We start from the raw sequence: 23,613 nt of genomic DNA on the forward strand, positions 1-23,613 counted from the left end.
GCCAGCGTAGATCAGCGCAGCGGCAGCTCCACACGCACCTGCCAGTCCCCCTGGTCGGGGCCGGTCCGCGCACGGCCGCCCAGCAGGGCCGCGCGCTCCCGTATGCCGCGCAGACCGCTGCCGCCGCCCGGGCCGGCTATGTCGGCCGCCAGCGGATTGCGGACCTCCAGCGCGAGGCTGTCCGCCTCGACCGCGATCCGCACGCGCACGGGGACGGCTCCCGCGTGCCGCAGCACATTGGTCAGTGACTCCTGGAGGATGCGGTACCCCTCGCGGGAGACCGGTCCGGGCAGGGTGTCGACGGGTCCGGTCAGCTCGGCGTCGACCTTGGCGCCGGAGACGCGGGCGGACTCCAGGAGACGGTCGCAGTCCGTCAGTGTCGGCCGGCTGCCGACCGGCCGCTCGGACTCGCGCAGGATCCCGAGGACCCGTTCCAGGTCCTCGAGGGCCGCCCGGCCGGTCTCCTCGATGGCACCCAGGGCGCGGTCGGTGAAGGCGGGATCACCGGCCGCGCGGGCGGCGCCCGCCTGGACGACGGCCACGGTCAGGGCGTGGCCGATGGAGTCGTGGAGTTCGCGGGCGATACGAGCGCGTTCCAGGAGCTGCTCGGTGCGTTCCTCCAGGGCGGCGAGACGATCGGCGGGAGAGGGGCCCAGGAGACGGCGGGCGAGTGCGGTGATCAGCCGGCCCGAGCCGACCACGGTCACCGCCAGGGCGGCCAGCGCCGGGGGCACGAGCAGGACGTGCCACCAGGCGTGGCCGTCGAGGAACACCAGCAGGCCCTCACCGACGTCACGGCCGAACGCCGACGCCACCAGGTCGACGCACGCGAGGAGCAGTTGCACGCAGAGCACCGAGGTCACGCAGCCGATCAGCAGCCGCGCCTCCAGCCACACCACGACCCGCCCCCGGTCGGCCCAGGACACGGACGGTGTGACGACGATGTCGGTGCCCGCGCTGTCGTGCCGGTGACCGGTCAGCAACAGCCGGGCCTGCAGACCCTCCACGGTGCGCATCGCGGGCACCAGCCCGACGGGAGCGAGCACCGCCGCCGCGGCCACCCAGGTCCACCACGCCTCCTGGACGAACAGCCACATGCTCGGCCACACGATCGCGATGAACAGATGCAGCAACCGTGTGTACGTCACCGCCCGGCCGAACGGGCGCAGCAAACCGACCATTCCGTCATCGTGCCAGCCGCCACTGACAGCGGACCTCCCCCGCACGGGGGAGGCGATCTCCACTCGCGGGGGAGGCCCCGCCCCCGGCCCACCGGCCAGGCTTCAGCCATGACCAGCATCGAAGTCCGGAACCTGACCAAGGAGTTCGGCCCCCGACGAGCCGTGGACGACCTCACCTTCACCGTCCTGCCCGGCCGGGTCACCGGCTTCCTCGGCCCCAACGGAGCCGGCAAGTCCACCACCATGCGGCTGGTGCTCGGCCTCGACCGGCCGACGTCCGGCACCGCCACGATCGGCGGCCGCGCCTACGCAGGTCTCGCCGAACCCCTGCGCCACGTCGGCGCCCTGCTCGACGCGCAGGCCGCGCACGGCTCCCGCACCGGCCGCGACCACCTGCGCACGCTGGCCACGAGCAACCGCATCCCGGACAGCCGCGTCGACGAACTCCTGGAGGAGACCGGCCTCGCCCCCGTGGCCCGGCGCCGGGTGAGGACGTACTCCCTGGGCATGCGCCAGCGGCTCGGCATCGCGGCCGCGCTGCTCGGCGACCCCGAGGTGGTCATGCTCGACGAGCCCTCCAACGGCCTGGACCCCGAAGGCATCATCTGGATCCGCGGATTGCTGCGCCGGCTCGCGGGGGAGGGGCGCACGGTCCTGGTCTCCAGCCATCTCATGAACGAGACGGCGTCCTTCGCCGACCACCTCGTGGTCCTCGGCAGGGGCAGGCTCCTCGCCGACACCCCGATGCGCGGATTCATCCACGCACGCGTGCGGCCTCGGGTACGGATCCGCACCACGGACCCCGCCACCCTCGAAGCCGTCCTGGCGGAGCACGGCCACCACGCCGTCGAGCACGAGGACGGGCACTGGACCGTGCACCACGCGCGCGTCGACGAGATCGGCCGCCTCGCGTCCGCCGCGGGCATCCCGATCCTCGAACTGACCGCCGAGGAAGGCACGTTGGAGCAGGCCTATCTGGACCTCACGGCCACCGAAGCCGAGTTCACCGCACAGCCGCAGGAGGCCTGACATGCCCTACGCACCCGTTCTGCACGCCGAGTGGCTCAAGATCCGTACGCTCCGCTCGCTCCTCGGGGCGCTGTCGGCGCTGTTCGCGGCGACCACGGCGTTCTCCGCGCTCGCCGGTGTCTCCGAGACGTCCGACCCCGACTTCGACCCGCTGTTCACGGCGTTGTCCGGGGTCGCACCCGGTCAGATCGCCGCGATCTCCTTCGGCGCCATGGCCGTGTCCTCGGAGTTCCACAGTGGTGCGCTGCGGCTCTCGCTCGCCGCCGTGCCGCGACGCGGACGCTGGTACGCGGCCAAGCTGACCGCGATCGCCGTACCGACCCTGGTCGTCGGGCTGGCGACAGCCCTTGCCGCGCTCCTGGTCGCGAAAGCGGGCCTGGGCGACGCGGCGAGCGGTCTCACCACGGCCGAGCAGGCACGCGGCGTGGTGGGCTGCGGCCTCTACCTCATGCTGATGGCGCTGCTCGCGGCCGGCCTCACGGCCCTGCTGCGCAGCGGGACGGGCGCGCTCTCGCTGCTCATCCCGTTCGTCCTCGTCGTCTCGTTCGTGATCGGGGACGCGGTGGGCGGCGCGACGGACTTCCTGCCGGACCGGGCCGGACAGGTGGTCCTGCACGAGTCCTACGAGGGCCGGCTCGGGCCGTGGACAGGGCTGGGGGTGACCGCGCTGTGGACGGGCGCGGTACTGGCGGCGGGCGCGTGGAGCGTGCGGCGCAGGGATGCCTGACGGCACGCCAGTTGTCAGTGGGACCCGGTTTACTGGATCACATGGACATCGCGAAGGATCTCGCCCTGATCGACGCGCTGTGCGTCCGGGACTTCCCCGCGGAGCACAGCGGGTACCACATCGCGTGGTTAGGGCCAGGGGATTGGCCGAACGCGAGTGATTGCTACGCCTACGAGGCGGCTCTCGGCGAACGGCTGACGCACCGGTGGGGAGAGCCGTCGGGTTGGGGGACGGTCACGCTCCAGGAGCGCATCGCGCGAGGTGAGGACATACCCGAGGCCTGGGCGATACTCGCCGACCTGGCGGTCGACCTGCGCACGTGGGACGTGCCCGGCGGCGACCGCTGGGTCACCCTGGCGGTCGCCGACCGGAACGCCGAGGAGCAGCCCCAACTCGGGGTGCTCGTCACGGACATCGACCCACCCTGATCCGTCAGGCCTGCGCCGCCTCCCGCAACCGCCCGAACTCCTCCGCCATCGTCGCCGCCGTCCAGTGCGCGTTCAGCCCGCTCGGATTCGGCAGCACCCACACATGCGTGTCCCCGAACGTCCGCTCCTGCGGACCCATCCGGGCCTTCCTGTCATCGAACGCCGCCCGGTACGCGGTGACTCCGACCACCGCCAGCCAGCGGGGCCGCAACCGTGCCACCTTGAGCGCCAGTTGCCGCCCGCCCTCGCGATACTCCTCCGCGCTCAGCTCGTCCGCCCGCGCGGTCGCCCGCGCCACGACGTTCGTGATGCCGAGCCCGTAGGACAGCAGCTCCTCCTGCTCCGAGGGCTTCATCAGCCGAGGCGTGAACCCGGACAGATGAAGGACCGGCCAGAAGCGGTTGCCGGGACGAGCGAAGTGATGGCCCGTCGCGGCGGTCATCAGACCCGGGTTGATACCGCAGAACAGCACATGGAGACCGTCCGCGACGACGTCCGGTACCAGACGGTCGCGGGCGGCCTCCAGCTCCGCGGGGGTGAAGCGCGCCATCGCGTGCGGTGGTCAGCCGGTGCGGCGGATCAGAGGATCGCGCCGGGCGTGTATCCGGCCGCCTCCGGGTGCTGCTTCACGATCTCCTCGATCCGGCCGACGACCACACCGACCTGGTCGGCCGCGGCGCCCGTGAAGGACAGCTTGTCCGCCATCAGCGCGTCCAGCTGAGCCCGGTCGAGCGGGATGCGCTCGTCCGCGGCCAGCTTGTCGAGGAGCTCGTTGCGCTCGGCGCCCTGCTCGCGCATCGCGAGCGCCGAGGCGACGGCGTTCTCCTTGATCGCCTCGTGCGCGACCTCACGGCCGACACCCGCCCGAACCGCGCCCATCAGCACCTTGGTGGTGGCGAGGAACGGCAGGTAGCGGTCCAGCTCACGGGCGACGACCGCCGGGAAGGCGCCGAACTCGTCGAGGACGGTGAGGAACGTCTCCAGCAGACCGTCGAGCGCGAAGAACGCGTCCGGCAGCGCGACCCGGCGCACCACCGAGCAGGACACATCGCCCTCGTTCCACTGGTCGCCCGCCAGCTCGCCGGTCATGGACGCGTAGCCGCGCAGGATGACCATGAGGCCGTTGACGCGCTCGCAGGACCGCGTGTTCATCTTGTGCGGCATCGCGGAGGAGCCGACCTGGCCCGGCTTGAAGCCCTCGGTCACCAGCTCGTGCCCGGCCATCAGCCGGATCGTCTTCGCGATCGAGGACGGCGCCGCCGCCAGCTGCACCAGCGCGGTGACGACCTCGTAGTCCAGGGAGCGCGGGTAGACCTGGCCGACCGAGGTGAACGCCTGCGAGAACCCCAGGTGCCGCGCGATCCGCTGCTCCAGGTCCGCCAGCTTCGCCGCGTCGCCGCCGAGCAGGTCGAGCATGTCCTGCGCGGTGCCGACCGGGCCCTTGATCCCGCGCAGCGGGTAGCGGCCCAGGAGCTCCTCGACCCGGCCGTGGGCGACGAGCAGCTCGTCGGCGGCGGTCGCGAAACGCTTGCCGAGGGTCGTGGCCTGCGCGGCGACGTTGTGCGAGCGGCCGGCCATGACCAGCTCGCCGTACTCGCCGGCCAGCTTGGCCAGCCGGGCCAGGACGGCCACCGTACGGTCGCGCATCAGCTCCAGCGAGAGCCGGATCTGAAGCTGCTCGACGTTCTCGGTGAGGTCGCGCGAGGTCATGCCCTTGTGGACGTGCTCGTGCCCGGCGAGGTCGTTGAACTCCTCGATCCGCGCCTTCACATCGTGCCGCGTGACCTTCTCGCGCTCGGCGATGGAGGCCAGGTCGACGGTGTCCAGGACACGCTCGTAGTCGGCGATCGCCTCGTCCGGCACCTCGATGCCGAGGTCCTTCTGGGCCCGCAGCACGGCGAGCCAGAGCTGCCGCTCCAGCTTCACCTTCTGCTCGGGCGACCAGAGCGTGGCGAGCTCGGCGGAGGCGTAGCGTCCGGCGAGGACGTTCGGGATGCGGGGCTTGGCGGGAGCAGAAGTCACGTGGACGGAGTTTACCCGGCGTCCGTGAGGGCTCTGCCACGTCCATGCAGTCCAGAGAGCGCAGGTCGGATGCGTTCCGACCTGCGCTCTTCTGTGGGTCTGTGAGATGAGTGTGAGACGGCCGCCCGTGCCGTCAGGTTTCTGCGGCTGTCTCGGCGTCCTCCCCAGCCAGCACGATGCGGCGCACCTGCTGACGCGTGTAGCCGGTCGCCTCGCAGATGTCCTTCTGCGGCACATCGTCCTCGTCGGCCTGGCGGATCGCTGCGGCCAGCTCCTGACGCAGGATCTCCGTCCGTGCTTCGGCCTCGCGAAAGCGCTGGGCTACCTGCGTCAGTGATCGCTTATCCATGGCACATAGTGTTCCATTCGTCGTCATGGAACCTGATGTTACGCAGACTCGCATCATTGTCTATGGTTAGAGAGCTTGACGAGGGAACATGATGTTCCCTATTGTGGGGTTGTCGGCGAGGGAAACCAGCTGACAACGCAAGCGGCCCCCGTCCGGTGCTCGCAACACCAGCCGAGGGCCTGACGGACCTACCTGCTTAGACCAGGAGACCGCTGATGCAGAAGTCTGCCATTCGCCGCGACCGCCGCGCCACGCGCCGCGAACTTCGCGCCACCCTCCGAGGCCGCTCGGCCAAGACTCGTCTCGCCGCCAGCTGCCACCGCCGCCCCCGCTCCCTCGCCACGATCGCGCTCGCGGCCGGCGTCGAGAAGAGCACCGTGACCGGCTGCACCAACGGCCTCCGCACCGCGGCGAAGCGGTGCGGCATCACCCCCACCCAGACCGCACGCACCCGCCGCACCGTCGCCGGAGGCCGTACCCACCGCACCCACACCGTGGGCCGCTACACCCTCGGCCAGGTCGCCCGCCTCACCGCCGCCTACTCCCCGCGCAAGCCCGAGTACCGCGCCGCCGTCGCCCTGATCGCCGCGTTCGCCGGCGGTGCCCGATGACCCGGACCCGCCGCCCCGCCGCCGACCGCGCCGTCGAGGACACCCTCACCTGCCAGGCCTTCGCCACGGCCGTGGCCAGCAGCCTCTACGACGAGGCCCGCACCTCCAGCAACCCGGCCGCAGCCCTCGACGACATCGCCGACGCGCTGCCCACCACCATGGCGAAGGCCTTCAAGTCCCAGGGCACGGCCCCCGAGATGGCCGCCGTCCTACTCCCTGCGGTCACCGACCGGGTCTGGGCCTTCACCGCCGTCGAGCACGCCCGGACTGAAGTCGGAGACGGCTTCGGCTACCTGCTCGACCTGCTGGCCGACTCCCTCAAGCAGGGCGCCGACCCGAACACCGTCAGGGCCGACACCTGGCGTCTGGCCAAGCAGCTCCGCACGGAGCAGGCCGGAGGCACCCGGTGAACTTCACGCCCGCCGAGCAGGCGCCCACCCCCGCGGTGGGCGCCCTGCCCCACCCGGCGCCACAGCAGACGTGCCCCGTCTACCCCGGCCTCTGCACCGAGACCGACCCACACGCCGACCACTCCAACCACGACCGCGCTGCCGACCGCACCGGCTGGCCCGTCAGCGTTGGCTTCGTCCACGCCGCCGGCGCCGAGCCCTTGCTCTACGTCCACGGCGACCTGAAGACGGAAGTCCCGCTGGCCGAGGGCGACCAGCTGGCGGAAGGCCTACGGGCCGCCGCCACGGAGCTCGACACGCTCACGCAGAACGTCGGCGCCGTCCACAACGGGCACCGGACCATGCCGGACCTGCCCGACGGCATCCGCGGCCTCCTAGCCGCCGTGCTGGAAGCCATCGACATCCCCCACCCCGCGACCCTCGGCGGGACCGCAGCGCACGACCAGCTGCTCACCACCCGCGTCGTGCACGCCCGCATCGCGCTCAACAGCCTCCTCGACGACGGGCCCCACATGGGCGCCGCCTGGACCGCCCGCTACCTGCGCGAACGGATCGCCGAACACCCCGTCACCGGATACGTCACCGCCGACCAGGCCCACGCCGCCCTCGACGAGGGCAAGACCTGGGGCCAGGCCGTCACCCTCCCCACCGGGGAGGACCAGTGAGCAGCCGCACCATCAGCCGGTTCGCCTTCTCCCGCTGGGAGTTCCTCAGCGCCCCGCTCCCGGTCGTCCTCGCCGCCTGCCAGGCCATGGTCACCGAGACCCGCGACCACGACCGCGACTTCACCGGCGGCCTCGTCACGGACGGCTTCCCGCTCGAGGTACAGGTTCCGGCCGAGCAGAACACCGTCGAGCGTGACGGCACCATCCGGGGCCTGCTCGCCCACTGGCACGGCGTCGACACCACCGACTGGCCCGTCCCCATGGTCCTGGTCCGGGAGCGTGCCGCATGACCGAGCCCCGCACCGTCACCCTGCTGACTGAGGACCACGGGAACGTCACCATTCCCGAGCCCTCATGGTGCGTCGGACACGCCGACCATCGGCCCGACACCTACCGCGTCGACCTCGACCACAAGGGTCCCGAGCACCGCCTCACCCACGACGGCGACCTCCTCTGGACGGCGTTCCTCGGCCAGGCCCCCCACTCCACCAGCCCGCAGGCCCGCGCCCTCGGCGTGTTCGTCGAGCAGGGGCGCTACGCCCGCACCCTCAACGCGACCGAGTTGTACGACCTCGCCGCCACGTTCGACGCGCATGCCGACCGGCTGCGCGAACTCGCCGACCAGCTGGCCGGGCTCCTCGAAGAGGAACAGCGGTGAACGCCTCCGTCGTGCGCCGCCCGACCGAGCATGCCGCCCTGCGCGCGGCGGCCCGGTCGGCCCGGCCGCTGCCGCCCGTCGACTGCCTGCTTGAGGCCCTCGTCATCGCGCGCCGCGCCGGTGACCGCGAGGGCATGACCCTTGCCGCGCACCGTGCCGTGCGCGCCGCCGCCCCGGAGGTGGGCGCACCGTGACAACTGACAGCACCCGTACATGGATCCGCCGCACCTCGACCGCGGCCGGCCTCGCCTACACCGCGATCGCGGAGTACGAACTGGCCCGCCGCCTGGGAGCACGGCCGCCGATCGCGGTCATGCTCCCCCTCGCCCTCGACTGCTACGTCATCGCCGCCCTGAAGTGGTTCCGGGCCCTCGACGTCGCGCTGTCGCTCATTCTGATGTGCGCCGCGCAGGTCGCCGCTCACGCCCTCGATGCGGGGGTGGTGCGGGTCAACCTGGAGTTGGTCACCGTCGTCTCGGTCCTCGTGCCGGTCGCGCTGTGGCGTACCCACGCCCTCGCCCGCAGCGAGGAGACACAGCTTTCTTCCACCCTCGAAGGTGGGCAGGAGGGGTACACCGCGGCCGTCGAGCGAGTCCCCGTACCCGCTCCCGCGCCGCCCGTACCCGAGGCGTACCCGGCGCTCGCCGAGGCCGTACCCGCCGTGCCACTCGCTGTGCCTCCGGGCGTCCGGCTGCTGCCGCTCGTCGCCCGCCCCGAGCCCTCCCCGCTCACCGTGGAGACGGCCGAGGAGGTACCCGTACTTCCGTCTGTCCCTGCCGCCGAGGTACCCGTACCCGGGCCCGACCCCCACGTCCTCCACGACCTGTTCACCGGGCGCGGTCAGGACCCCGACGAGCGTGACGACGAGCCCGTGTACCCGGACCCGCTCATCCCGCAGGTACGCCTCGACTTCCCCGACGAGACGCCCGGAGTACGGCGCCTGAAGGAGACGTACGGCATCGGCCAGCCGCGCGCGCAGCGCATCCGTGACGAGCTGATGGGGGTGCGGTCATGAGGTGGATCCTCCTCGGGATCGTCCTCGGTCTCCTGCTGCTGTATCCGTCGCTCCTCACCGCCGTCGCGGCCGCGGTCGCCGCGCTGCTGTCCAAGCCGGTCGTCGTCGCGTTCGGCGTCGGCGTCGTCGCCCGGCCGGCCATCGCGCACCGGATGCAGAGGTGGGCGCGATGACCGAGCCCAATCCCGCCCTCGACAAGGCGGAGGCCGCCGCCAGAGAAGCCGCGGTGAACACGGCGGCCGTACAGATCGCGCTCGCCGCCGTCGAGCTGGCCAAGGCAGCTCAGGCGCGGCCCGTCGTCCAGCCGCACGCGTGCGAGCACCACCACCAGCGAGGCCGCGGCGCGGGCGAGTGGCTGGCCATCGCCTGCGCCGTCTGTATCGGCGGTGTCGGCATCGCGTTCGCGTCGATCGCGATCGCCCTCGGCTTCCTGTCCGTCGGCTTCGTCGCCCTCATCCTGCGCTCCGCCTGGCGCGACGTCCGCAAGGGCCGCTGATGGCCCTCCGCAGACCGGTCCCGCACGGCCAGTGCCGCCAGCGCTGGCACCACGCCTACGACCCGTCGATTCACCGCAAGCTCAAGCCGCGCGAGGACTGCGGGCCGTGCGTCGACCACATGCGCAACGGCCACCCGCCCGACCAGATCCAGAACTAGCCCGAGAAGAGGACCCCGTGAACCGTCAGCAGCGCCTCACCATGGCCGATGCCGCCGTGACCCGCGCCGCCAGCCTCGCCCGCGCCGCCGAGAAGTACGCCGACGGCCCGGACTACCCGCACAAGGCGGCCCCGCTCGCCGCGGCCGGCGCCCTGTGGGCCGACATCGCCCGCGCGCACGCCGCGATCGCCGCCGCCACCCCCGAACCCCAGCCCACCAGCAACGACACCCAGGAGGTCTGACCCATGGCCAAGAACGACGACATCAAGTTCTCCGACTTCACGACGGGCGAGAAGATCCACATGATCACCGTGGTCGCCCGCATGGCCAAGCGCTCCCTCGCCGACGACGGCAGCGGCAGGGTCCTCGAAGACCTCAAGCAGAAGGCCGCCCGCATCGAGGCCCGCGCCCTCCGCCGCAAGCAGAGCGGCCAGTAGCAACGCCACGGGGCGCCCGTACCCGGCCAGGTACACCCGGGCGCCCCGTGTCCCGAACGCCCCTGAGGACGACCGGAGATCACAGCATGACGGACACCACCGCACCCGCCCACATCGACCCGACGGGTACACCCGTACCCGATGTACCCGAGCCGTCAGATACGGCAGGTACCCCCGTACCCGCGACCGAGGCAGAGCCCCGCCGCCGCCTCCGTATGGAGGGCCTGCGCCGTGCCGTCGTCGAGGCCCGCGAGCACGAGACGTACCAGCTCCTGGTACGCCATGGCGCCTACGCGTGGGGCGGTACCCGGGTCCTGTCCCGCCGCGCGTGGGAGGCCCGCACCACGTCCATGCATCAGCGCATGATCCGTATCGCCGAGGCGTCCGGCAACGAGGAACTCGTACGGCAGTGGGAACAGCGCGCGTACGCCTACCGCTTCGCCAGGCACAAGCGTCGGATGGACCTGCTTCAGCTGGTCCTCAGCCTGCCCAAGGCGATCGCCTCCGCCCTCGCCGGGGCGGCCGGCGTCCTCCTTGCCCTGGGCGTCCTGCTCGCCTGGTACCGGCACGACCTGAGCGACGTCCTCACCCCGCTGAACGCGGTCGTCGAGTTCGTCGGCTGGATCGCGTTCCTCGCCTCGGTCATCTTCGAGCCGCTGCTGTACTCGCTGCCGCTGCTGCTCCTGATGGGCGCGTGGTCGGTCGGCCGCAACCAGCGCACCGCCCCCGCCTGGGCGCTACCCCTGGACGGCGACGAGCGGGACGTCGTGCCCGACGAGAACGCCATCATGCGCGCGTTGGGCAAGCTCGGCATCGCCCCGCTCAACGCGGCTCTCAAGGAGGGATGGAAGCCGCGTTGGGTGCAGCCGTCGACCCGGTCGGGCAACGGCTGGCACGCGCAGTTGCAGCTTCCGGAGGGCGTGCCCGTCGAGATGATCGCCGACAAGAAGCAGATCCTGGCGCACAACCTGATGCGCAAGCCCATCGAGGTGTGGCCGACCGAGCCGCGCGACCAGGCCGGCGTGCTGGACCTGTGGGTTGCCGACACCGGTGTCCTCACCAAGCCGGTCCCGTCCTGGCCGCTCCTCACGGAGGGCACGACCGACTTCTTCAAGGGCGTACCCGTCGCACTCAACGCCCGCGGCGAGCAGGTCATCGGCCGGCTGATGGCAGCCAACTATCTGATCGCCGGGATCATGGGCAGCGGTAAGTCGTCGCTGGTCGTCGCCCTACTGCTCGGCGCGATGCTCGATCCGCTGGTCGAGATCGACGTGCATGTCCTGGCGTACAACAGCGACTACGACCCGATGCGGCCCCGCCTGCGGAGCCTGGTCAAGGGCGACGACGACGAGCACGTGGTTGCGGCCATGGACACGCTGCGCGCCCTGGCCGGTGAGGTGTCCCGACGCGGGCAGGAGCTCGAACGCATCGGCACGGACACCAAGGTCACCCGAGAGATGGCGGAACGCGACCCGTCCATGCGGCCGCGGATCGTCGTGTTCGACGAGGTCCACGAGTTGTTCGGGCACAAGGAGCACGGCAAGGAGGCCAAGGAACTGGCGCTGAAGGTCACCAAGAAGGCCAGGAAGACGGCCATCATGCTGCTGTGGATCACCCCGGATGCGGATGCGGCGAGCCTGCCGCGCGGGATCTCCAAGACCGTGTCCCACCGGGTCGCGTTCGCTATCAACGACCACCAGGGCAACGACGCGATCCTCGGCACCGGCATGCACAAGAACGGATACTCGGCGACCACCCTCGTCGCAGGTGAAGACGTCGGCACCGCCATGGCCGCGGGCTTCGGGAAGACCCCCGGCCTGATCCGCTCCTACTACGTGCGGAAAGAGGCAGGCATCGACGAGATCTCGCCGGTCGTCGAGCGCGCCATGGTCCTGTACGAGGGCGGGCCGGCCGACGCCCCCGCGTTCGCCCCGGTCGACCACCTCGCGGACATCGCGGCCGTCCTCGGGTACGAGACGAAGATGCGGACACAGGACGTCCTGCACGGTCTCCAGGACCTCAACCCGGGCGAGTACGGCACCTGGTCGTTCCGGAACCTCAAGGCCGTCCTGGACGACGCCGGGCACGGCGAGTACAAGACCGGCGGCGGCAAGATGCACGTCAGTCTCGACCGGATCCTCGACGCGATCGCGGCCCGCGACGACGAGCCCGAGGACGAAGACGACGAGGGAGGCGACGAGGACTGAGGGAGTTCTCCCTCACCGCCTCCCCACCTGCCTCCCTGTACATGACCTGCACAAATGGCCAGTCAGGGAGGCAAGGGAGGCAGGTTGCGGGGTCCCTCCAGGACCCCGCAAACGGGGGTTCAGCCTCCCCTGCCGCGCCTCCCTCCCTGCACACTGACGGCCCTCGCCTCGCTCGTCGGGGACGGGGCGTCTTCATTGCGCGCAATCGGACCGGCCATGTGGGCACACGCAATCCGCTGCAATCTCCGGGCCGCCTCGCGCCATCCTGCGCATCCTTGTACTCCAACCCCGCACACCGGAGGGCGACATGACGCTCAGGTTCCTCGGCACGACCAGCGACGGAGGAGACTGCCCCACTCTCTACGAGGTGGAGGAGACCGGCGAGATCCTCGTCCAGGGCGAGCGGGAGACGGACCCGCAGCACCTCGTGCAGCTGCGAGACGTGAAGGAGACGGAGACGTTCGTCCGCGTCCCGCGCGAGCTCCTCACCCGCTTCGCACCCCGAACCGCCAAGCCCGAACTGACCCCGTTCCGCGAAGTCGCCCACGTCTTCACCGACTTCAAGCACACCGCATGGCGGCTCGAGACCCGCCGCGGCTACGCCACCGACCGCGCCAGCGAAGTCTGGGCACGGTGGCAGGCCGGTGAGGATGTCACCCGCGACGAGCCGAACGCGTGGCGCCGCAACATCACCGAACAGACCGCACAGGGCAAGCAGTTCGGTCGAGTCCGCATCGTCGACGAGCCCATGACCGAAGGCCAGCTGTTCCTCCTCACCCGCGCCCCCGGCAACGTCGCCGCCGGCGAAGTCATGCGGTACCTGCTGCGCTCCGACGCCGAACGGCTCGGCCTGCCGGACTTCGACTTCTGGCTCATCGACTCCCGTACCCTGCTCCGCTTCGCCTTCGACGCCGACGACACCACCCTCGGCGTCTACATCAGCGAAGATCCAGCCGACGTCCTGGCCGCGTGCCAGGCCCGGGATGCCGCCCTTCATCACGCCGTCTCTGCTGCCGAGTTCGCCGAGCGGGTACGTTCCACCGTGTGAGCACCGATTACCAATCCGGGCGCGTCTCCCTCGGTGCGCGCATGCGCGAGCTGCGCACCGAGGCCGGCCTGAACGGCAAGGAATTCGCCGAGCGCCTCGGCTGGCAACGCTCGAAGGTCAGCCGTCTCGAGCTCGGCAAGCAGAACCCCAGCCGTGAGGATCTCGTCGCATGGGCCGAGGCCTCCGAACGCCCCGACGTCGTCGCCGAGCTGACGGGGCGGCTAGCCGGGCTGGAGACCCGCTACCGGTCGCTGCGCAAGCAGTACTCCAACGGTCATCGCTCCCGTCAGGAGCAGGGCCTTGTGGAGACGGAGCAGACGACGCTGCTGCGCGCCGTCGAGGTGGTCCGAATCCCGGGGCTCTTCCAGACACCCGAGTACGCGCGTGCCGTGTTCGCCGCCAACGCCGCCTTCCGCAACGTGCCGACCGACGACATCGAGGATGCCGTCCGCGCCCGCATGCGCCGCCAGCAGGCCCTGTACGAGCCGGAACGCAGCTTCCGCGTCCTGCTATGGGAGGGCGCCCTCTACGCCCTGAACGCGCCACGGCCGGTGATGGCCGCCCAGCTGGACCGTTTGCGGTCGATGGTCGGCATGGACACAGTGCAGCTCGGCATCATCCCCTTCGCCGCCGAGCTACGCCGCAGCCCCTCGCACGGCTTCTGGATCTACGACCGGCGCCTCGTCATCGTCGAGACCCTCAGTACCGAGATGTGGCTGGACGACGAGGAGTCCATCGCCCTGTACGAACGGGCGTGGGACTGGCTCGCCGACTCGGCCGTCTACGACGCCACCGCGCACCGGCTCATCGGGCGCGCGAGCGCTGCCCTCAACCTGTCCTGAGCAACCGCCGGCAACCGCCGCCCCTGCTCGCGCAATCACGCGCAATCGCCGGGCGGCCGCGCAATCGCCTTGCCTAGCGTGCACGTCATGCCCGCACCGTCCGCACGACCCATGCAGCAGGCCGGCCAGGCCTGGCTACTGTCCTGCGCGCCTGACCCCGCCGCCGTGAGGAGTGCGTGGGAACTGGAGCAGTTCGCACAGATCCCTACCGGCGCGCACTGGCTTGTCGCTGAGGCCCCTCTGGTCCGCTCGGTGCAGGCAACCCGCCGTATCCCGCCGGACCGTCTCGGCCCGGTCCTGGGGGACGTGCACCGGGACGTCGCCTGGTGGCTGCTCCCCGCAGACGCCGCCCAAGAACTGGACGACATTCGACAGATCGTCGTCCACCCGGCTGGCTGGATCCTCAGCTGCCCGCCGGTCCTGCATTCGCTTGAGGGCCGCTGGTGGGTGGAGCCGCCGGACGGGACCGGCCAGTTGACCGATCCCTCTTCGCTCGGCGCTGCGTTCGGCCCGGGCGGTCGCCCCTCCAGGGAGGCTTTCGGATGAGAACGGACATGGATCCGCCGGTGACGCTCGGGCTCCCGCTCGACCAGCCGGAGCCCCCTGACGACTGTGACGTATGCAGCGCGCTGGTACGCCAGCGTACCGAGGCGGCCGAAGCCCAAGACCTGTCGCGCGTCTCAGACCTGAACGTCGAAATCCGTAACCACCACCAGATGGTTCCTCTCCGGCGGCGACAGTGAGCACGGCCCGCTGGGCCTACGTGCCTGCTGGCAGCGGTCCGGTCCACCTCCAACGTGTGGCCAGTGACGTCGAGTTCAGCCGCTCGCAGCGCGCCTACCGGGCGTACCTTGATCACAGCAGTGGCTGTCGCACGTGCGCCGTGGACAGCACGGTCTGTACGGACGCCGAGCGGCTGTGGAACGTCTACCAGGCCGCACCTGAATGAGCCCCTGCCACGCTGTGGCAGGACGGCGGCCGCCCTCGTCCCCCGCGAGGGTGGCCGCCCATCGGAACGCCCGTCCGCCCACGCATCCCATGCAACAGTGGGCGGGCGGGTCCCTGAACTGCTCGTCTCGGCTGGGCCGTTGGGAAGCGCGCCGGCCGAGGCGAGCACACACACAGGGAGTCCTCTCCCCTCTCAGGTCGTCGGGGCCACGCGGATCATGCGGACGGCATACAGGGACGCCCTGAACCGGCGGGTCGTGCGCGCCGTACGATCCCGGCCATGGGTCCGATCAACTGGGGTGACGCCCCGACCTGGATAGCAGGCGCATTCGCGGCTGCGGCTGCCTTCTACGCACGAGGCACCCTGAAGAGCCAGCAACAGCAGATCAGCGAGCAGCGTGACTTCATCGCTGAGCAGGCGGCGAACCTGCGCCTCGAACGTCAGGTGTTGCAGGAGCAGCTCGGGGAGCGCCGTAGCGCTCAAGCCCGGCAGATCCGGCTGGCGTACAGCGCAGGTGGCGGAGAGTTCGACGATGAGACAGGGGACTTGGTCAGGGCGGACCACTGGCTCGTCACGGTGCGGAACGAGAGCGACGCGCCTGTGTACGAGCTGACGGTGAGCTTCGCCGGAGAGCCCTCGCGGTGGGTGCAGACGAGCGAGCGTGCTGGCGGGGGCGGTGTCGCCGTCCTCGGGCGGGGCAAGGGGGCAGAGTTCGACTCCCCTCGGTTCCCGGACACCCAGTTGGTACGGGCCCGGCCGGTCGCGCGGTTTCGTGACGCCGACGGCGTGTGGTGGCAGCTGCTGCATGATGAGCGGCTTACTGAGGCCGAGCCGCCCGATCAGAGCTAGGGTGCCGGGGCCTGTCGGAGGCCCCGGCGGTCACGAACACCCTCTGGCGGGACGATCGCAAAGTAGCGGTCTGATCAGCGCCGGTATGAGGGGTAGGTCGCCGGGTTGCGCATGCCGACCCGGAGCATCTGCTGTTCGACGACGTCCCGCAGCTCGCGGTCGCTGCGGACCGAGCCTTCGACGTTCACGTTCACCGTGTAGTTGTTGATGACCGCGCCGCCGCCCGTGCTGGTGGCGCGTACCCCGGCCCACGACGGCCCCGTCCCGGTGAGGGTGGCGCCGTGCTGGACCGACATGGCCATGCCGCGGGCGGCGATGACCGCGTGCTTGCTGCTGCGGGCGATGCCCTGGGCCATGCCCAGCGCGGTGTGGTCGCCGAGCTTCGCCATGACGGTGCTCGGGCTCTTGATCCCGAGCGCCTTCTTGATCGAGGCCTCCATCGCCTTCGCGATCTTCAGCATCTGGGCCTCGATGGCCTTCTGCTGATTCTCCAGGCCCCGCACCAGGCCCTCGGCCGCCTTGATCCCGGCCCCGTACATCGAGTCCGCGACCGCCGTGCCCGCGGCGTCGGCGCCCTTCTTCAGCTGCTTCTGCTGGCTGTTCAGCTGCTTGATCGTCGCGTCGTCCGCGCCGACCAGAGCCGCCGCCGTCGCACCGCCCTGCTCCACACCAGAGGCGGCGATCTGCTCCAGCAGATCCGCGCTCAGGCCCCGCTTCTTCAGCTGTTCCAGCTGGTTGGCGAAGGTCAGGCTCTTGGAGACCTGCGCGGTCATGTTGTTCAGGACGTCCTGCGCGGTGAGCGCGAAGCCCTCCTGAGGCGCCTGCGTCACGATGCCGGCGTTGCTCATGATGCTGGAGGAGACGGCGTCCTTCAGCTGGGCGGCGCTGGCCTTGAGGTCGTCGAGCTTGTCCCTCGCCTTCTCCAGTGAGCTGGAGACCTTGGTGAGGTTCTTCTCCAGGCCGATCAGCTTCTTGCCGGACGCGTCGAGGGCCTTGAGGAGGCTCTTCTCCTGTTCCCCGTGGGTGGCCTTCTTGATGATGCCGCGCCACTGGTTCAGGGCGTTGACGAGCTCACCGATGCTGTCGGACTTGCCCAGGGCGCCGGCGAACTCAGTGGTCTTGAAGCCGGCCTTCTGCCCGAAGTAGGAGATGGTCAGGTCGGAGACGGCGTCCTTGCGGGCCTGCTTCTCGGCCTCCTTCTGCTTCTTGGTGAGACCGCCCTTCGCGTATCCGGCCAGCTTCAGCTGGCCCGCGTTGAGGGCGTCGAAGAACGGCACACCGTACTTGCGGACCATCGCCGCCTGGATGATGTACTCCGTGTCCGACGTGCGGTACATACCGCCGCTCGGCGACATCTCCACGATCGAGTCCGACGTGGGCGTGCCGGGCCCGCGGATCAGGCCGCCGTACGGATGCGCCTGGACAGCAGCGTTACCGCCGTCCGCGTACCCCGGCGCGAGACCACCGCGAGCACGGCCGTGCGCCGCGGCGAGCTGCTCCGGGCTCTTCGCGGTGAAGTACTGCGTCATGATCGTGATGGTCTTGCCGTGCAGCGCGTCGACCGCGCCCTGCACGTCGCCGATCCCGGTAAGGGCCTGGCCGTTCTGGACGCTGACCTTGACCTTGCCGTTCTTCAGGTGCGTGACCTTGTACCCGAACAGCTCCAGTACTGTCTCGGCGTCCTTCGACAGGGCCTTGAGGGTGACACTCTTGGCGTTCGGCGCCTTCTCCACCGCAGCGTTGAACGACTCCAGTCCAGCGATGGCGTCCTCTGTGTTCATCTTGACCGTGTCTGGGATCTGCATGATCTGACTGGCGAGGAGCTTGGCCTCCGTCTTGGTCAGGCCCATCAGTTCAGCGTTTTTGAGGAACTGCTCCCCGCCTCGCTTGTAGATGTCGATGGCGCCCTCCCAGGTGCCGGTCGACTCACGGTTCGCGAGAGCAGCTTCCTTGGTCTTGGTCGCCAGATCTTGCAGGCGGGTGGCGGCCTCCTGGGCTTTCGGACTGTTCACGTCGAGCTGCCCGTTGACCATGTCGAGGACGTCGGCGTTCTCCTTTGCGGCCTTCGACGCTGCGTCGATGCTCGCCTCGAAGCCGATCATCCCGCCGAGCGCGGCCCGGTTGACGTCGTTCAACGCCTCGACGGACTGCCGTAGACCGTCGGCAGACCGCTTCTGTGCGGCAAGTTGCGATGCCGTCTCCTGCGCCTGCGTCCCGAACAGTCCCTGAGCGCGCGCCGTGATCTCCAGCTCATCCTTGTGAGCTGCAAGACCGTCGTTGTACTCGTCCATCTCGTTGCGGAACTTCTGCTGCTCAGCCGCGTTCGTCGAGTACTTCTTGGCGAAGATGTCCAGCGCCGCAGCCGCCTCGTCGATCTTTCCGTCCTGGACGAGCTTCGCGAGGCCGTCGTCGATTCCGTCGAGGTAGGCCTGGGCGTCCTTCGACGCGGTCGAATCGACCTGCCCGGCCGTGAAGATCTTCACGAACCCGTTCTGGACCTGGTCCACGAACGACGGGTCGGTGATGTTGCGGACCTTGTCGTACAGATCGTCGAAGTTCTCGCCGAACAGCCGCGCGGACTCGCCGCTGTTCGACCCGGTGAGGGCGAGCTTCTCCAGGCTCAGGGTCAGCTTGTCGACGTTCGGGGGCGCCTCCCTCCCGATGTTCGACAGCTTGCTCAGCGCGACGACCGCCAGCCCCACGCCGACCGCCACGAGGTTGAGCTTCGCGGCCTTCGATAGCGTTCCGAACGCCGCGGCGAGGCCCACCAGTCCGCCGCCCGCCGCCGCCGAAGCGGCGGTCATCGCCGCGAGGGACGCGCTGAACGCGGCGACCCCGCCGGCGCCACCCGCGAGGCCCACGGCAGCGAGTCGCACGAGCTTGAACACGACGACGAACTGCAACAGGGTCGCGAGGACGTCGGTGGGGATCGCGTTGACGAGACCCGCGAACGCGTTGATCACGGTGAGGAGGCTCACGCCGACCTGGGACGCCGCCGCCACGAAGTGGCCCAGAGCGGCAGCGACGTTGGCGAGGGTCGCGCTGACCTGTGGGCCGACCGTGCGGACATAGTCCATGAACTCGGCGAACTTGCCCGACCCCGAACCGGTCGACACGGCGCTCATGAACCTGACCAGGCCGTCCGTGGCCCGCGCCAGTACGCCAGTGGAGAACTCCTGGAACTTGAGCATGAACCCGTCGAACGCGGCGGTGTTCATGCCGCCCGCCAGGACGGTCATCATCCGGTTCAGCTCGGTCGACGTCGCCCTGACCGTCGGCGCCAGCTTCGGCAGCAGACCACCGAAGATCGCGAAGCTCTTGGTGACGACGGGCATCGTGTCCCCGGCAAGATCCCGGGTCCACTGCTTGTACTCGCCCCTGAACACGCCGAAGGCAGCGGCGGCCTCACGGGTCGCCGGGTCCAGCGCGTTCACCGTCCGCAGGTACTCGGCCTCCGCCTTGGCCGCCTGCTCCGAGGACGCGCCGTGTTCCTTGACCGCGTCCTTGTACTTCGTCTCCGCCTGCGTGGCCCGCGCCAGGTCGACGACCTGCCCGGCGATCGCCGCGCCGAACAGACCGACCGCGACGGCGGCCGCAGTGACTTCCGTCGTGACCGCGGTGGCCTGAGCCGCGATCGGGATGAGCGCCGGCGCGAACGGGATGAGCGCCTTGAGCAGGCCCCGCCCGCCCATGCCGCCACCGCTGCTGCCGCCGAGCGAGCCGAGCCCGCCGATCAGGCGCGCCCGGACATTCACGGTCCGCGCACGCGTCAGCAGCGCCAGGTCGTCGGCCGCGACCCGGGTGTCGGCGTCCGCGATGACTCGCGCACGACGCGCCCGAGTGAGGAGAGCGAGGTCGTCGGCAGCCGTACGGGTGTTGGCACTCGCGACGATGTTGACCGTGCGGTCCCGGGTCAGCCGTGCCAGTGCCGTCTCAACGCGTTGACGTGCTGCGTCGTTGAGGACGGGCTTGATTCCCGCGTCGAACTGGGTGCCTGCCAGTTGGGCCTTGACCCGGTCGCGCGCGGTCTGATCGAGCCGGAGCCCGACCCGGACTGTCGGCTTGATCCGCTCGATCTCGCGATGGATCTTCTGGACCTGGCCCTGGGCGAGTTCGGCCTTGACCTTGACCGTGGCGTTCATCCGCCCGACGTCGACGGTGAACTTCCGTACCTCTGCCTTGCCCCTGTCCAGGGCCCGTTCGAGCTTGTCCGGGCGCCCCTCAAGTTCGATGACGACCGGGGGCAGGTAGTCGCTCATCAGCGGCCGTCCAGAGCCCAGACGGCGCCCACCTCGGTGAGCCACGACGTGACGTCCTCGTCGGACATGGTCTGGCCAGCCAGTTTCACCACGAGGTCGGCCAGCACCAGTGCCACGGCCAGCGGATTCGCGTCCGCCATCAGTTCGGCCGGCGCGACGTCCTCGGCCTCGACTCCGTGGTGTGTCCAGGCCAGCAGCGCCGCGGCGGCCCTGCCGGACTCCCCGAGCGTCTGCTCTTCGTACGGGGTGGCCGCGCCCGGCTCACAGGCCAGACCTCGGGCTGCCTTGCCGAGCGCCACAGCGAGCTCTCCGGGCCCACGCCGAGCCGCCGCCAGCAGACGGGACCGGACCGCGTCAGAAGGCGGCAGGCAGCCGTCCAGGACATCGGGTACCGGCTCACGGCCGTGAGCGCGAGCGTGCTCGTTCAGCACCGCGTGCTCTTCGTCCACGCTCCGGACGAGCTCGGACAGAGCAGCCGCGTACGTCGAGCAGCCGGTCAAGGCTTCGTCGAGCAGCCGGGGCATCGACTCCGCGATGCCGTTCAGGCGCTCCACATGGGTGACGAACTGGTCGTCGCTCATGGCTTCCTCACGTGCTCAGGGAGGGTGTGGGACGACCGCCGGAGAGGTGGCCGAGGAAGTGAGAGGAAGCGGAGCCAGCCAGCGGGCGTCTGGCCAGCCCCGCCCTGCCCGACATACGGCTGCCGCCGGATTGGAGGACGACGGGCTGCGCATTGTCAGCGGCGGCGCTCCACCGCGTCGAACAGCTCAAGCAGTGCCGCCGCGGTCGCCCGCCGGCCTCGACGGCCGCTGGACCACAGACGCGCCAGGCACACGCCGTACTCGCCGTCCACGCCCCGCAGTGCGTGCACCTGCTCCTCGAACGCGGACGGCAGCGCTGGGACATCCTCACCCTGCCTACGGGCCCGGTCCGTGAGTTCGGTGCTGCGCTCGTCGAGGGACACAGCAACTGAGGCCAGGCTCATCGCCCGGTCGCACAACGCGCCGAACTGCTCGACGAGATCGAACATGGCGTCCCGCACCTCAGGCGCCCTGGACTTGAAGCCAGCGACCTCCGAGCGGTGGGCGTCGGCACTGCTGGGAGAGATCGTGGGTACGGCAGAAGTCGTCATGGCGAGCCCTTTCAACGGGCAGTCAGGGGGGATGTGTTCGAGGAACCGGACGCACCGGAAGGAGCGCCCCGTGAGGCGGATACAGCAGCCGTTCAGGGCTGCGTACGGTCAGGCCTGGCTGGTGTGACGGTGACGGTCGCACCACTCGCCGCCAGCGCGTCGAGGGCCTTCGTCACCTGGTCAGGGACCAACACGAATAGCTCCAGAGGCAATCCCCGTGTGTCCTCCGGGTCCGGCACCGTGGGGCGCACCCACTCGTATCGGCCGTTCACTTGGTCAGGTCCGGGCTCTGCACCCCGCTCAGCGCTGGGCCAGCCGTCTTCTGGATCACGGCTACCTGCTTCGTCAGCTCAGCGACACCCACGGCCAGCTGCTCATGACGAGCCGTGTCCGGGCGGTACTGCACCTGCACCTGGGCGGCGATGTCCGCCTTCAGCGCAGCCAGCGCAACCGCGTGCCGCGTCTGTGCGGTCGAGGGGCGACGATCCCGCCGAGTCGCCGACGGGTTCGCGAGCCGGATCAGACGAGCCTGCTCACGGCAGCCAGCCGCATGCTGCGCCGTGTAAGCCTGGTCCGCCTTGACCAGCCACTCCTGGGCGGCCTTCTCAACCTCGTCACGCGGAGGCGCCGCACAGATCTTCCGCGCCCGCTCGACGTAGCCGCGAGCGAAGTCCGCCGGCGCCGCCTCGAAACTCTTCCGCAACGCCTCGGCCTCGTCGAGCCGGTCAAGGAGTTCGTCCTGATCGATCCGCGGCAGTACGTCTGCCGGAACCCAATCGGCCACGCTCCCGTACCGCTGGCGCATGTCCCCGGTGATCTCGCTCACGAGTCAGCCCGCCTTCTTCTCGCCCCTCTCAGCTACCCATGCCGCAACGCTTCCGCCGTCGAGAACCCACTCGCCCTTGCGGCCCGACCGCGACGCCTCAACGTCGCCTCTGCGGGCCAGCCTCCGCCAGTACGTGTCACTCAGACCGGACAGTCGTGCTGCTTCCTGCACGGACAGCTTCTCTGTCGCAGCAGACGATCCGCTGACGGAACCAGGCACGTCGAACTCAGTTCCGGAACCGGCCTCTACCAGCACCGATGCCCGGAACTCCCCGGCCGCCTCATGGACGTACGTCACCACGTCCAGCAGCCTGGGAGGCACAGTGCCGTTCGTCACGTGCAGCTCCCTGAGCGCTTTGACCAACAACGCGTCCAGGCGGGCGCAGTCCTCCGCCGTCAGGTGCACTCCGGCCGGCAGACGGCAGGCCATCACTGGCCACTTTCCGCAGCCGCCAGCCCCAGCGCCTGGAGCCTCACCCGGCCATCCGGTTGCCGCTCCAGCACCAGAGCCGTGGCCGCCGCGAACAGGCCCGCCACGCCCCGAAGATCTGCTTCATCGAGCAGCGGCCCCACCTGCTCGTCCGCGCCCTGCAAGAAGGCTGCAGTCAACGCCACGGCGGACTGTGCCGCCGACGGGCAACCAGCCAGGGCCTCCACAATCGTCAGCAGCGCGCACCGGGCGCCAATCCCGGCGGCCACCGCCTCACGCGACCGCAACGGACGCCGACACCGCCGACACTGCACCATCAGGCACCCCCGTCCGGCGCCGTCAGCTCCCGCAACCGCCTGGGCACCACGACCGGTACAAGAGCCTGCTGCTCCGCAGTGAGGTGGAGATCCCCCAAGATCTGGCGGATCGCCAGAGCGATCAGCATGCCCTGAGACTCCGCCAACTTGATGCGCCGCTCTTCAATCCCGGCCCGGATCGCGGCCTCAGCAACGCGCACCAGGTGCGCCCTCTCCTGCTGGTACAGCTTCAACCAGACACTCGCAGCGGCCTCCTCGGTGATCCCAGCGTCATCCCCGCCGATCTTCCGACGAGTCACACCCCACACCAGCGGATGCTCAACGTTCTCGCCAGCCGCGACCTCGTAATCCAACTCCCGGACCCGGTCTCCCAGCCACGCCACATGCCCAGCAGTCCGCTGTACCTCGTCGAGCAGAGCCTGCGTCGCCGTCGTCTCAACCGGCACCCCGTACGTCGCCACCGCAGCCCGCGCCCGTGCCTCAACCGCCCGCGGCACCGCAGACACCGCCTGACTCGGCGTCCGCCCACCATGCAACTTGCACCGCCCCGCCCCGACATGATCCGTACC

At 70.2% G+C, this 23,613-nt stretch carries 32 protein-coding genes; 21 read left to right on the plus strand and 11 right to left on the minus strand.

Going from position 1 to position 23,613, the window contains the following annotated elements; genetic code table 11:
* Positions 1 to 11 precede the first annotated feature (11 nt).
* The gene (locus HLK59_RS10055) at positions 12 to 1,181 is read right to left on the minus strand and encodes a histidine kinase (RefSeq protein ID WP_171140973.1); all 1,170 of its coding nucleotides are present in this window, start codon (positions 1,179 to 1,181) and stop codon (positions 12 to 14) included.
* A 108-nt stretch (positions 1,182 to 1,289) separates the two neighbouring features.
* Here HLK59_RS10055 and HLK59_RS10060 point away from each other — a divergent pair, with 108 nt between their 5' ends.
* From HLK59_RS10060 to HLK59_RS10070, 3 genes are read left to right on the plus strand one after another with little or no spacing between them, the layout of a single operon-like run.
* Positions 1,290 to 2,210: an ABC transporter ATP-binding protein gene (locus HLK59_RS10060; protein ID WP_171140974.1), complete on the plus strand. Its 921-nt coding sequence runs from the start codon at positions 1,290 to 1,292 to the stop codon at positions 2,208 to 2,210.
* Between the two features lies 1 nt (position 2,211).
* Complete coding sequence (locus HLK59_RS10065) at positions 2,212 to 2,937, plus strand: ABC transporter permease (RefSeq protein ID WP_171140975.1); 726 nt, start codon at positions 2,212 to 2,214, stop codon at positions 2,935 to 2,937.
* Positions 2,938 to 2,978: 41 nt separating this feature from the next.
* Positions 2,979 to 3,365: a hypothetical protein gene (locus HLK59_RS10070; protein ID WP_171140976.1), complete on the plus strand. Its 387-nt coding sequence runs from the start codon at positions 2,979 to 2,981 to the stop codon at positions 3,363 to 3,365.
* A gap of 4 nt (positions 3,366 to 3,369) precedes the next feature.
* Here the strand turns inward: HLK59_RS10070 and mug are convergent, their stop codons facing one another.
* The 3 genes from mug to HLK59_RS10085 form a co-directional block, all read right to left on the minus strand.
* Entirely contained in the window at positions 3,370 to 3,915 is a 546-nt protein-coding gene (gene mug / locus HLK59_RS10075) for a G/U mismatch-specific DNA glycosylase (RefSeq protein WP_171140977.1), read from the minus strand.
* Between the two features lie 29 nt (positions 3,916 to 3,944).
* Positions 3,945 to 5,387, minus strand: coding sequence for an adenylosuccinate lyase (gene purB, locus HLK59_RS10080; RefSeq protein WP_046263405.1), 1,443 nt, complete (start codon positions 5,385 to 5,387; stop codon positions 3,945 to 3,947).
* Positions 5,388 to 5,520: 133 nt separating this feature from the next.
* Positions 5,521 to 5,736 carry a hypothetical protein gene (locus HLK59_RS10085; protein ID WP_171140978.1) on the minus strand — a complete coding sequence of 72 codons (216 nt, stop codon included), beginning with the start codon at positions 5,734 to 5,736 and terminating at the stop codon, positions 5,521 to 5,523.
* Positions 5,737 to 5,951: 215 nt separating this feature from the next.
* Between HLK59_RS10085 and HLK59_RS10090 the strand changes: the two genes are divergently transcribed.
* The 18 genes from HLK59_RS10090 (at position 5,952) to HLK59_RS10175 (ending at position 16,081) form a co-directional block, all read left to right on the plus strand.
* Positions 5,952 to 6,347: a hypothetical protein gene (locus HLK59_RS10090; protein ID WP_171140979.1), complete on the plus strand. Its 396-nt coding sequence runs from the start codon at positions 5,952 to 5,954 to the stop codon at positions 6,345 to 6,347.
* Entirely contained in the window at positions 6,344 to 6,757 is a 414-nt protein-coding gene (locus HLK59_RS10095; RefSeq protein ID WP_171140980.1) for a hypothetical protein, read from the plus strand. The genes HLK59_RS10090 and HLK59_RS10095 overlap by 4 nt, the downstream gene beginning before the upstream one ends.
* Complete coding sequence (locus tag HLK59_RS10100) at positions 6,754 to 7,422, plus strand: hypothetical protein (RefSeq protein WP_171140981.1); 669 nt, start codon at positions 6,754 to 6,756, stop codon at positions 7,420 to 7,422. Before HLK59_RS10095 ends, HLK59_RS10100 begins: the two co-directional genes overlap by 4 nt.
* Positions 7,419 to 7,712, plus strand: a complete 294-nt coding sequence (locus tag HLK59_RS10105) for a hypothetical protein (protein WP_171140982.1) — start codon at positions 7,419 to 7,421, stop codon at positions 7,710 to 7,712. The genes HLK59_RS10100 and HLK59_RS10105 overlap by 4 nt, the downstream gene beginning before the upstream one ends.
* Positions 7,709 to 8,080 carry a hypothetical protein gene (locus HLK59_RS10110; RefSeq protein ID WP_171140983.1) on the plus strand — a complete coding sequence of 124 codons (372 nt, stop codon included), beginning with the start codon at positions 7,709 to 7,711 and terminating at the stop codon, positions 8,078 to 8,080. The genes HLK59_RS10105 and HLK59_RS10110 overlap by 4 nt, the downstream gene beginning before the upstream one ends.
* On the plus strand, positions 8,077 to 8,274 hold the full coding sequence (locus HLK59_RS10115) for a hypothetical protein (protein ID WP_171140984.1): 198 nt from the start codon (positions 8,077 to 8,079) through the stop codon (positions 8,272 to 8,274). Before HLK59_RS10110 ends, HLK59_RS10115 begins: the two co-directional genes overlap by 4 nt.
* Positions 8,271 to 9,095, plus strand: a complete 825-nt coding sequence (locus tag HLK59_RS10120) for a hypothetical protein (protein ID WP_171140985.1) — start codon at positions 8,271 to 8,273, stop codon at positions 9,093 to 9,095. The genes HLK59_RS10115 and HLK59_RS10120 overlap by 4 nt, the downstream gene beginning before the upstream one ends.
* Positions 9,092 to 9,268: a hypothetical protein gene (locus tag HLK59_RS10125; protein ID WP_171140986.1), complete on the plus strand. Its 177-nt coding sequence runs from the start codon at positions 9,092 to 9,094 to the stop codon at positions 9,266 to 9,268. The genes HLK59_RS10120 and HLK59_RS10125 overlap by 4 nt, the downstream gene beginning before the upstream one ends.
* Positions 9,265 to 9,591: a hypothetical protein gene (locus HLK59_RS10130; protein WP_171140987.1), complete on the plus strand. Its 327-nt coding sequence runs from the start codon at positions 9,265 to 9,267 to the stop codon at positions 9,589 to 9,591. The genes HLK59_RS10125 and HLK59_RS10130 overlap by 4 nt, the downstream gene beginning before the upstream one ends.
* Complete coding sequence (locus tag HLK59_RS10135) at positions 9,591 to 9,749, plus strand: pRL2-8 (protein WP_171140988.1); 159 nt, start codon at positions 9,591 to 9,593, stop codon at positions 9,747 to 9,749. Before HLK59_RS10130 ends, HLK59_RS10135 begins: the two co-directional genes overlap by 1 nt.
* Before the next feature lie 17 nt (positions 9,750 to 9,766).
* The gene (locus HLK59_RS10140) at positions 9,767 to 9,991 is read left to right on the plus strand and encodes a hypothetical protein (RefSeq protein WP_346779688.1); all 225 of its coding nucleotides are present in this window, start codon (positions 9,767 to 9,769) and stop codon (positions 9,989 to 9,991) included.
* A gap of 3 nt (positions 9,992 to 9,994) precedes the next feature.
* Complete coding sequence (locus tag HLK59_RS10145; RefSeq protein WP_171140989.1) at positions 9,995 to 10,186, plus strand: DUF6257 family protein; 192 nt, start codon at positions 9,995 to 9,997, stop codon at positions 10,184 to 10,186.
* An 86-nt stretch (positions 10,187 to 10,272) separates the two neighbouring features.
* Positions 10,273 to 12,393, plus strand: coding sequence for a cell division protein FtsK (locus HLK59_RS10150; protein ID WP_206326973.1), 2,121 nt, complete (start codon positions 10,273 to 10,275; stop codon positions 12,391 to 12,393).
* A gap of 307 nt (positions 12,394 to 12,700) precedes the next feature.
* The gene (locus tag HLK59_RS10155) at positions 12,701 to 13,441 is read left to right on the plus strand and encodes a DUF6879 family protein (protein ID WP_171140991.1); all 741 of its coding nucleotides are present in this window, start codon (positions 12,701 to 12,703) and stop codon (positions 13,439 to 13,441) included.
* Entirely contained in the window at positions 13,438 to 14,283 is an 846-nt protein-coding gene (locus HLK59_RS10160) for a Scr1 family TA system antitoxin-like transcriptional regulator (protein WP_171140992.1), read from the plus strand. Before HLK59_RS10155 ends, HLK59_RS10160 begins: the two co-directional genes overlap by 4 nt.
* A gap of 87 nt (positions 14,284 to 14,370) precedes the next feature.
* The gene (locus tag HLK59_RS10165) at positions 14,371 to 14,829 is read left to right on the plus strand and encodes a hypothetical protein (protein WP_171140993.1); all 459 of its coding nucleotides are present in this window, start codon (positions 14,371 to 14,373) and stop codon (positions 14,827 to 14,829) included.
* A gap of 253 nt (positions 14,830 to 15,082) precedes the next feature.
* Complete coding sequence (locus HLK59_RS10170; RefSeq protein ID WP_171140994.1) at positions 15,083 to 15,232, plus strand: hypothetical protein; 150 nt, start codon at positions 15,083 to 15,085, stop codon at positions 15,230 to 15,232.
* Between the two features lie 279 nt (positions 15,233 to 15,511).
* A complete protein-coding gene (locus tag HLK59_RS10175; protein ID WP_171140995.1) occupies positions 15,512 to 16,081 on the plus strand; it encodes a hypothetical protein in 570 nt (189 codons plus the stop codon).
* A gap of 74 nt (positions 16,082 to 16,155) precedes the next feature.
* Here the strand turns inward: HLK59_RS10175 and HLK59_RS10180 are convergent, their stop codons facing one another.
* From HLK59_RS10180 to HLK59_RS10210, 7 genes are all read right to left on the minus strand, one after another.
* Positions 16,156 to 20,340, minus strand: coding sequence for a phage tail protein (locus HLK59_RS10180; RefSeq protein WP_171140996.1), 4,185 nt, complete (start codon positions 20,338 to 20,340; stop codon positions 16,156 to 16,158).
* Complete coding sequence (locus HLK59_RS10185; RefSeq protein ID WP_171140997.1) at positions 20,340 to 20,921, minus strand: hypothetical protein; 582 nt, start codon at positions 20,919 to 20,921, stop codon at positions 20,340 to 20,342. Before HLK59_RS10185 ends, HLK59_RS10180 begins: the two co-directional genes overlap by 1 nt.
* Positions 20,922 to 21,076: 155 nt before the next feature.
* On the minus strand, positions 21,077 to 21,472 hold the full coding sequence (locus HLK59_RS10190; RefSeq protein WP_171140998.1) for a hypothetical protein: 396 nt from the start codon (positions 21,470 to 21,472) through the stop codon (positions 21,077 to 21,079).
* Between the two features lie 268 nt (positions 21,473 to 21,740).
* Positions 21,741 to 22,298, minus strand: a complete 558-nt coding sequence (locus HLK59_RS10195) for a hypothetical protein (protein ID WP_171140999.1) — start codon at positions 22,296 to 22,298, stop codon at positions 21,741 to 21,743.
* 3 nt (positions 22,299 to 22,301) lie between these two features.
* Entirely contained in the window at positions 22,302 to 22,634 is a 333-nt protein-coding gene (locus HLK59_RS10200; protein ID WP_171141000.1) for a helix-turn-helix domain-containing protein, read from the minus strand.
* Positions 22,635 to 22,726: 92 nt separating this feature from the next.
* Entirely contained in the window at positions 22,727 to 22,996 is a 270-nt protein-coding gene (locus HLK59_RS10205; RefSeq protein ID WP_171141001.1) for a hypothetical protein, read from the minus strand.
* 47 nt (positions 22,997 to 23,043) lie between these two features.
* On the minus strand, positions 23,044 to 23,613 hold a 570-nt coding region (locus tag HLK59_RS10210), incomplete at its 5' end, for a hypothetical protein (protein WP_206326974.1).

It is taken from the genome of Streptomyces sp. S3(2020) (genome assembly GCF_013044505.1).
In the GTDB taxonomy this organism is placed as follows: Bacteria; Actinomycetota; Actinomycetes; order Streptomycetales; family Streptomycetaceae; genus Streptomyces.

Bases quoted from the DNA above. Each gene is read 5' to 3' on its own strand.
- HLK59_RS10085 (WP_171140978.1), bottom strand. From the start codon at position 5,736: ATGGATAAGCGATCACTGACGCAGGTAGCCCAGCGCTTTCGCGAGGCC.
- HLK59_RS10165 (WP_171140993.1), top strand. From the start codon at position 14,371: ATGCCCGCACCGTCCGCACGACCCATGCAGCAGGCCGGCCAGGCCTGG.
- HLK59_RS10150 (WP_206326973.1), top strand. From the start codon at position 10,273: ATGACGGACACCACCGCACCCGCCCACATCGACCCGACGGGTACACCC.
- HLK59_RS10125 (WP_171140986.1), top strand. From the start codon at position 9,092: ATGAGGTGGATCCTCCTCGGGATCGTCCTCGGTCTCCTGCTGCTGTAT.
- HLK59_RS10060 (WP_171140974.1), top strand. From the start codon at position 1,290: ATGACCAGCATCGAAGTCCGGAACCTGACCAAGGAGTTCGGCCCCCGA.
- HLK59_RS10095 (WP_171140980.1), top strand. From the start codon at position 6,344: ATGACCCGGACCCGCCGCCCCGCCGCCGACCGCGCCGTCGAGGACACC.
- HLK59_RS10135 (WP_171140988.1), top strand. From the start codon at position 9,591: ATGGCCCTCCGCAGACCGGTCCCGCACGGCCAGTGCCGCCAGCGCTGG.
- HLK59_RS10185 (WP_171140997.1), bottom strand. From the start codon at position 20,921: ATGAGCGACGACCAGTTCGTCACCCATGTGGAGCGCCTGAACGGCATC.
- HLK59_RS10180 (WP_171140996.1), bottom strand. From the start codon at position 20,340: ATGAGCGACTACCTGCCCCCGGTCGTCATCGAACTTGAGGGGCGCCCG.
- HLK59_RS10055 (WP_171140973.1), bottom strand. From the start codon at position 1,181: ATGGTCGGTTTGCTGCGCCCGTTCGGCCGGGCGGTGACGTACACACGG.
- HLK59_RS10190 (WP_171140998.1), bottom strand. From the start codon at position 21,472: ATGACGACTTCTGCCGTACCCACGATCTCTCCCAGCAGTGCCGACGCC.
- HLK59_RS10155 (WP_171140991.1), top strand. From the start codon at position 12,701: ATGACGCTCAGGTTCCTCGGCACGACCAGCGACGGAGGAGACTGCCCC.
- HLK59_RS10145 (WP_171140989.1), top strand. From the start codon at position 9,995: ATGGCCAAGAACGACGACATCAAGTTCTCCGACTTCACGACGGGCGAG.
- HLK59_RS10065 (WP_171140975.1), top strand. From the start codon at position 2,212: ATGCCCTACGCACCCGTTCTGCACGCCGAGTGGCTCAAGATCCGTACG.
- HLK59_RS10090 (WP_171140979.1), top strand. From the start codon at position 5,952: ATGCAGAAGTCTGCCATTCGCCGCGACCGCCGCGCCACGCGCCGCGAA.
- mug (WP_171140977.1), bottom strand. From the start codon at position 3,915: ATGGCGCGCTTCACCCCCGCGGAGCTGGAGGCCGCCCGCGACCGTCTG.
- HLK59_RS10110 (WP_171140983.1), top strand. From the start codon at position 7,709: ATGACCGAGCCCCGCACCGTCACCCTGCTGACTGAGGACCACGGGAAC.
- HLK59_RS10130 (WP_171140987.1), top strand. From the start codon at position 9,265: ATGACCGAGCCCAATCCCGCCCTCGACAAGGCGGAGGCCGCCGCCAGA.
- HLK59_RS10175 (WP_171140995.1), top strand. From the start codon at position 15,512: ATGGGTCCGATCAACTGGGGTGACGCCCCGACCTGGATAGCAGGCGCA.
- HLK59_RS10070 (WP_171140976.1), top strand. From the start codon at position 2,979: ATGGACATCGCGAAGGATCTCGCCCTGATCGACGCGCTGTGCGTCCGG.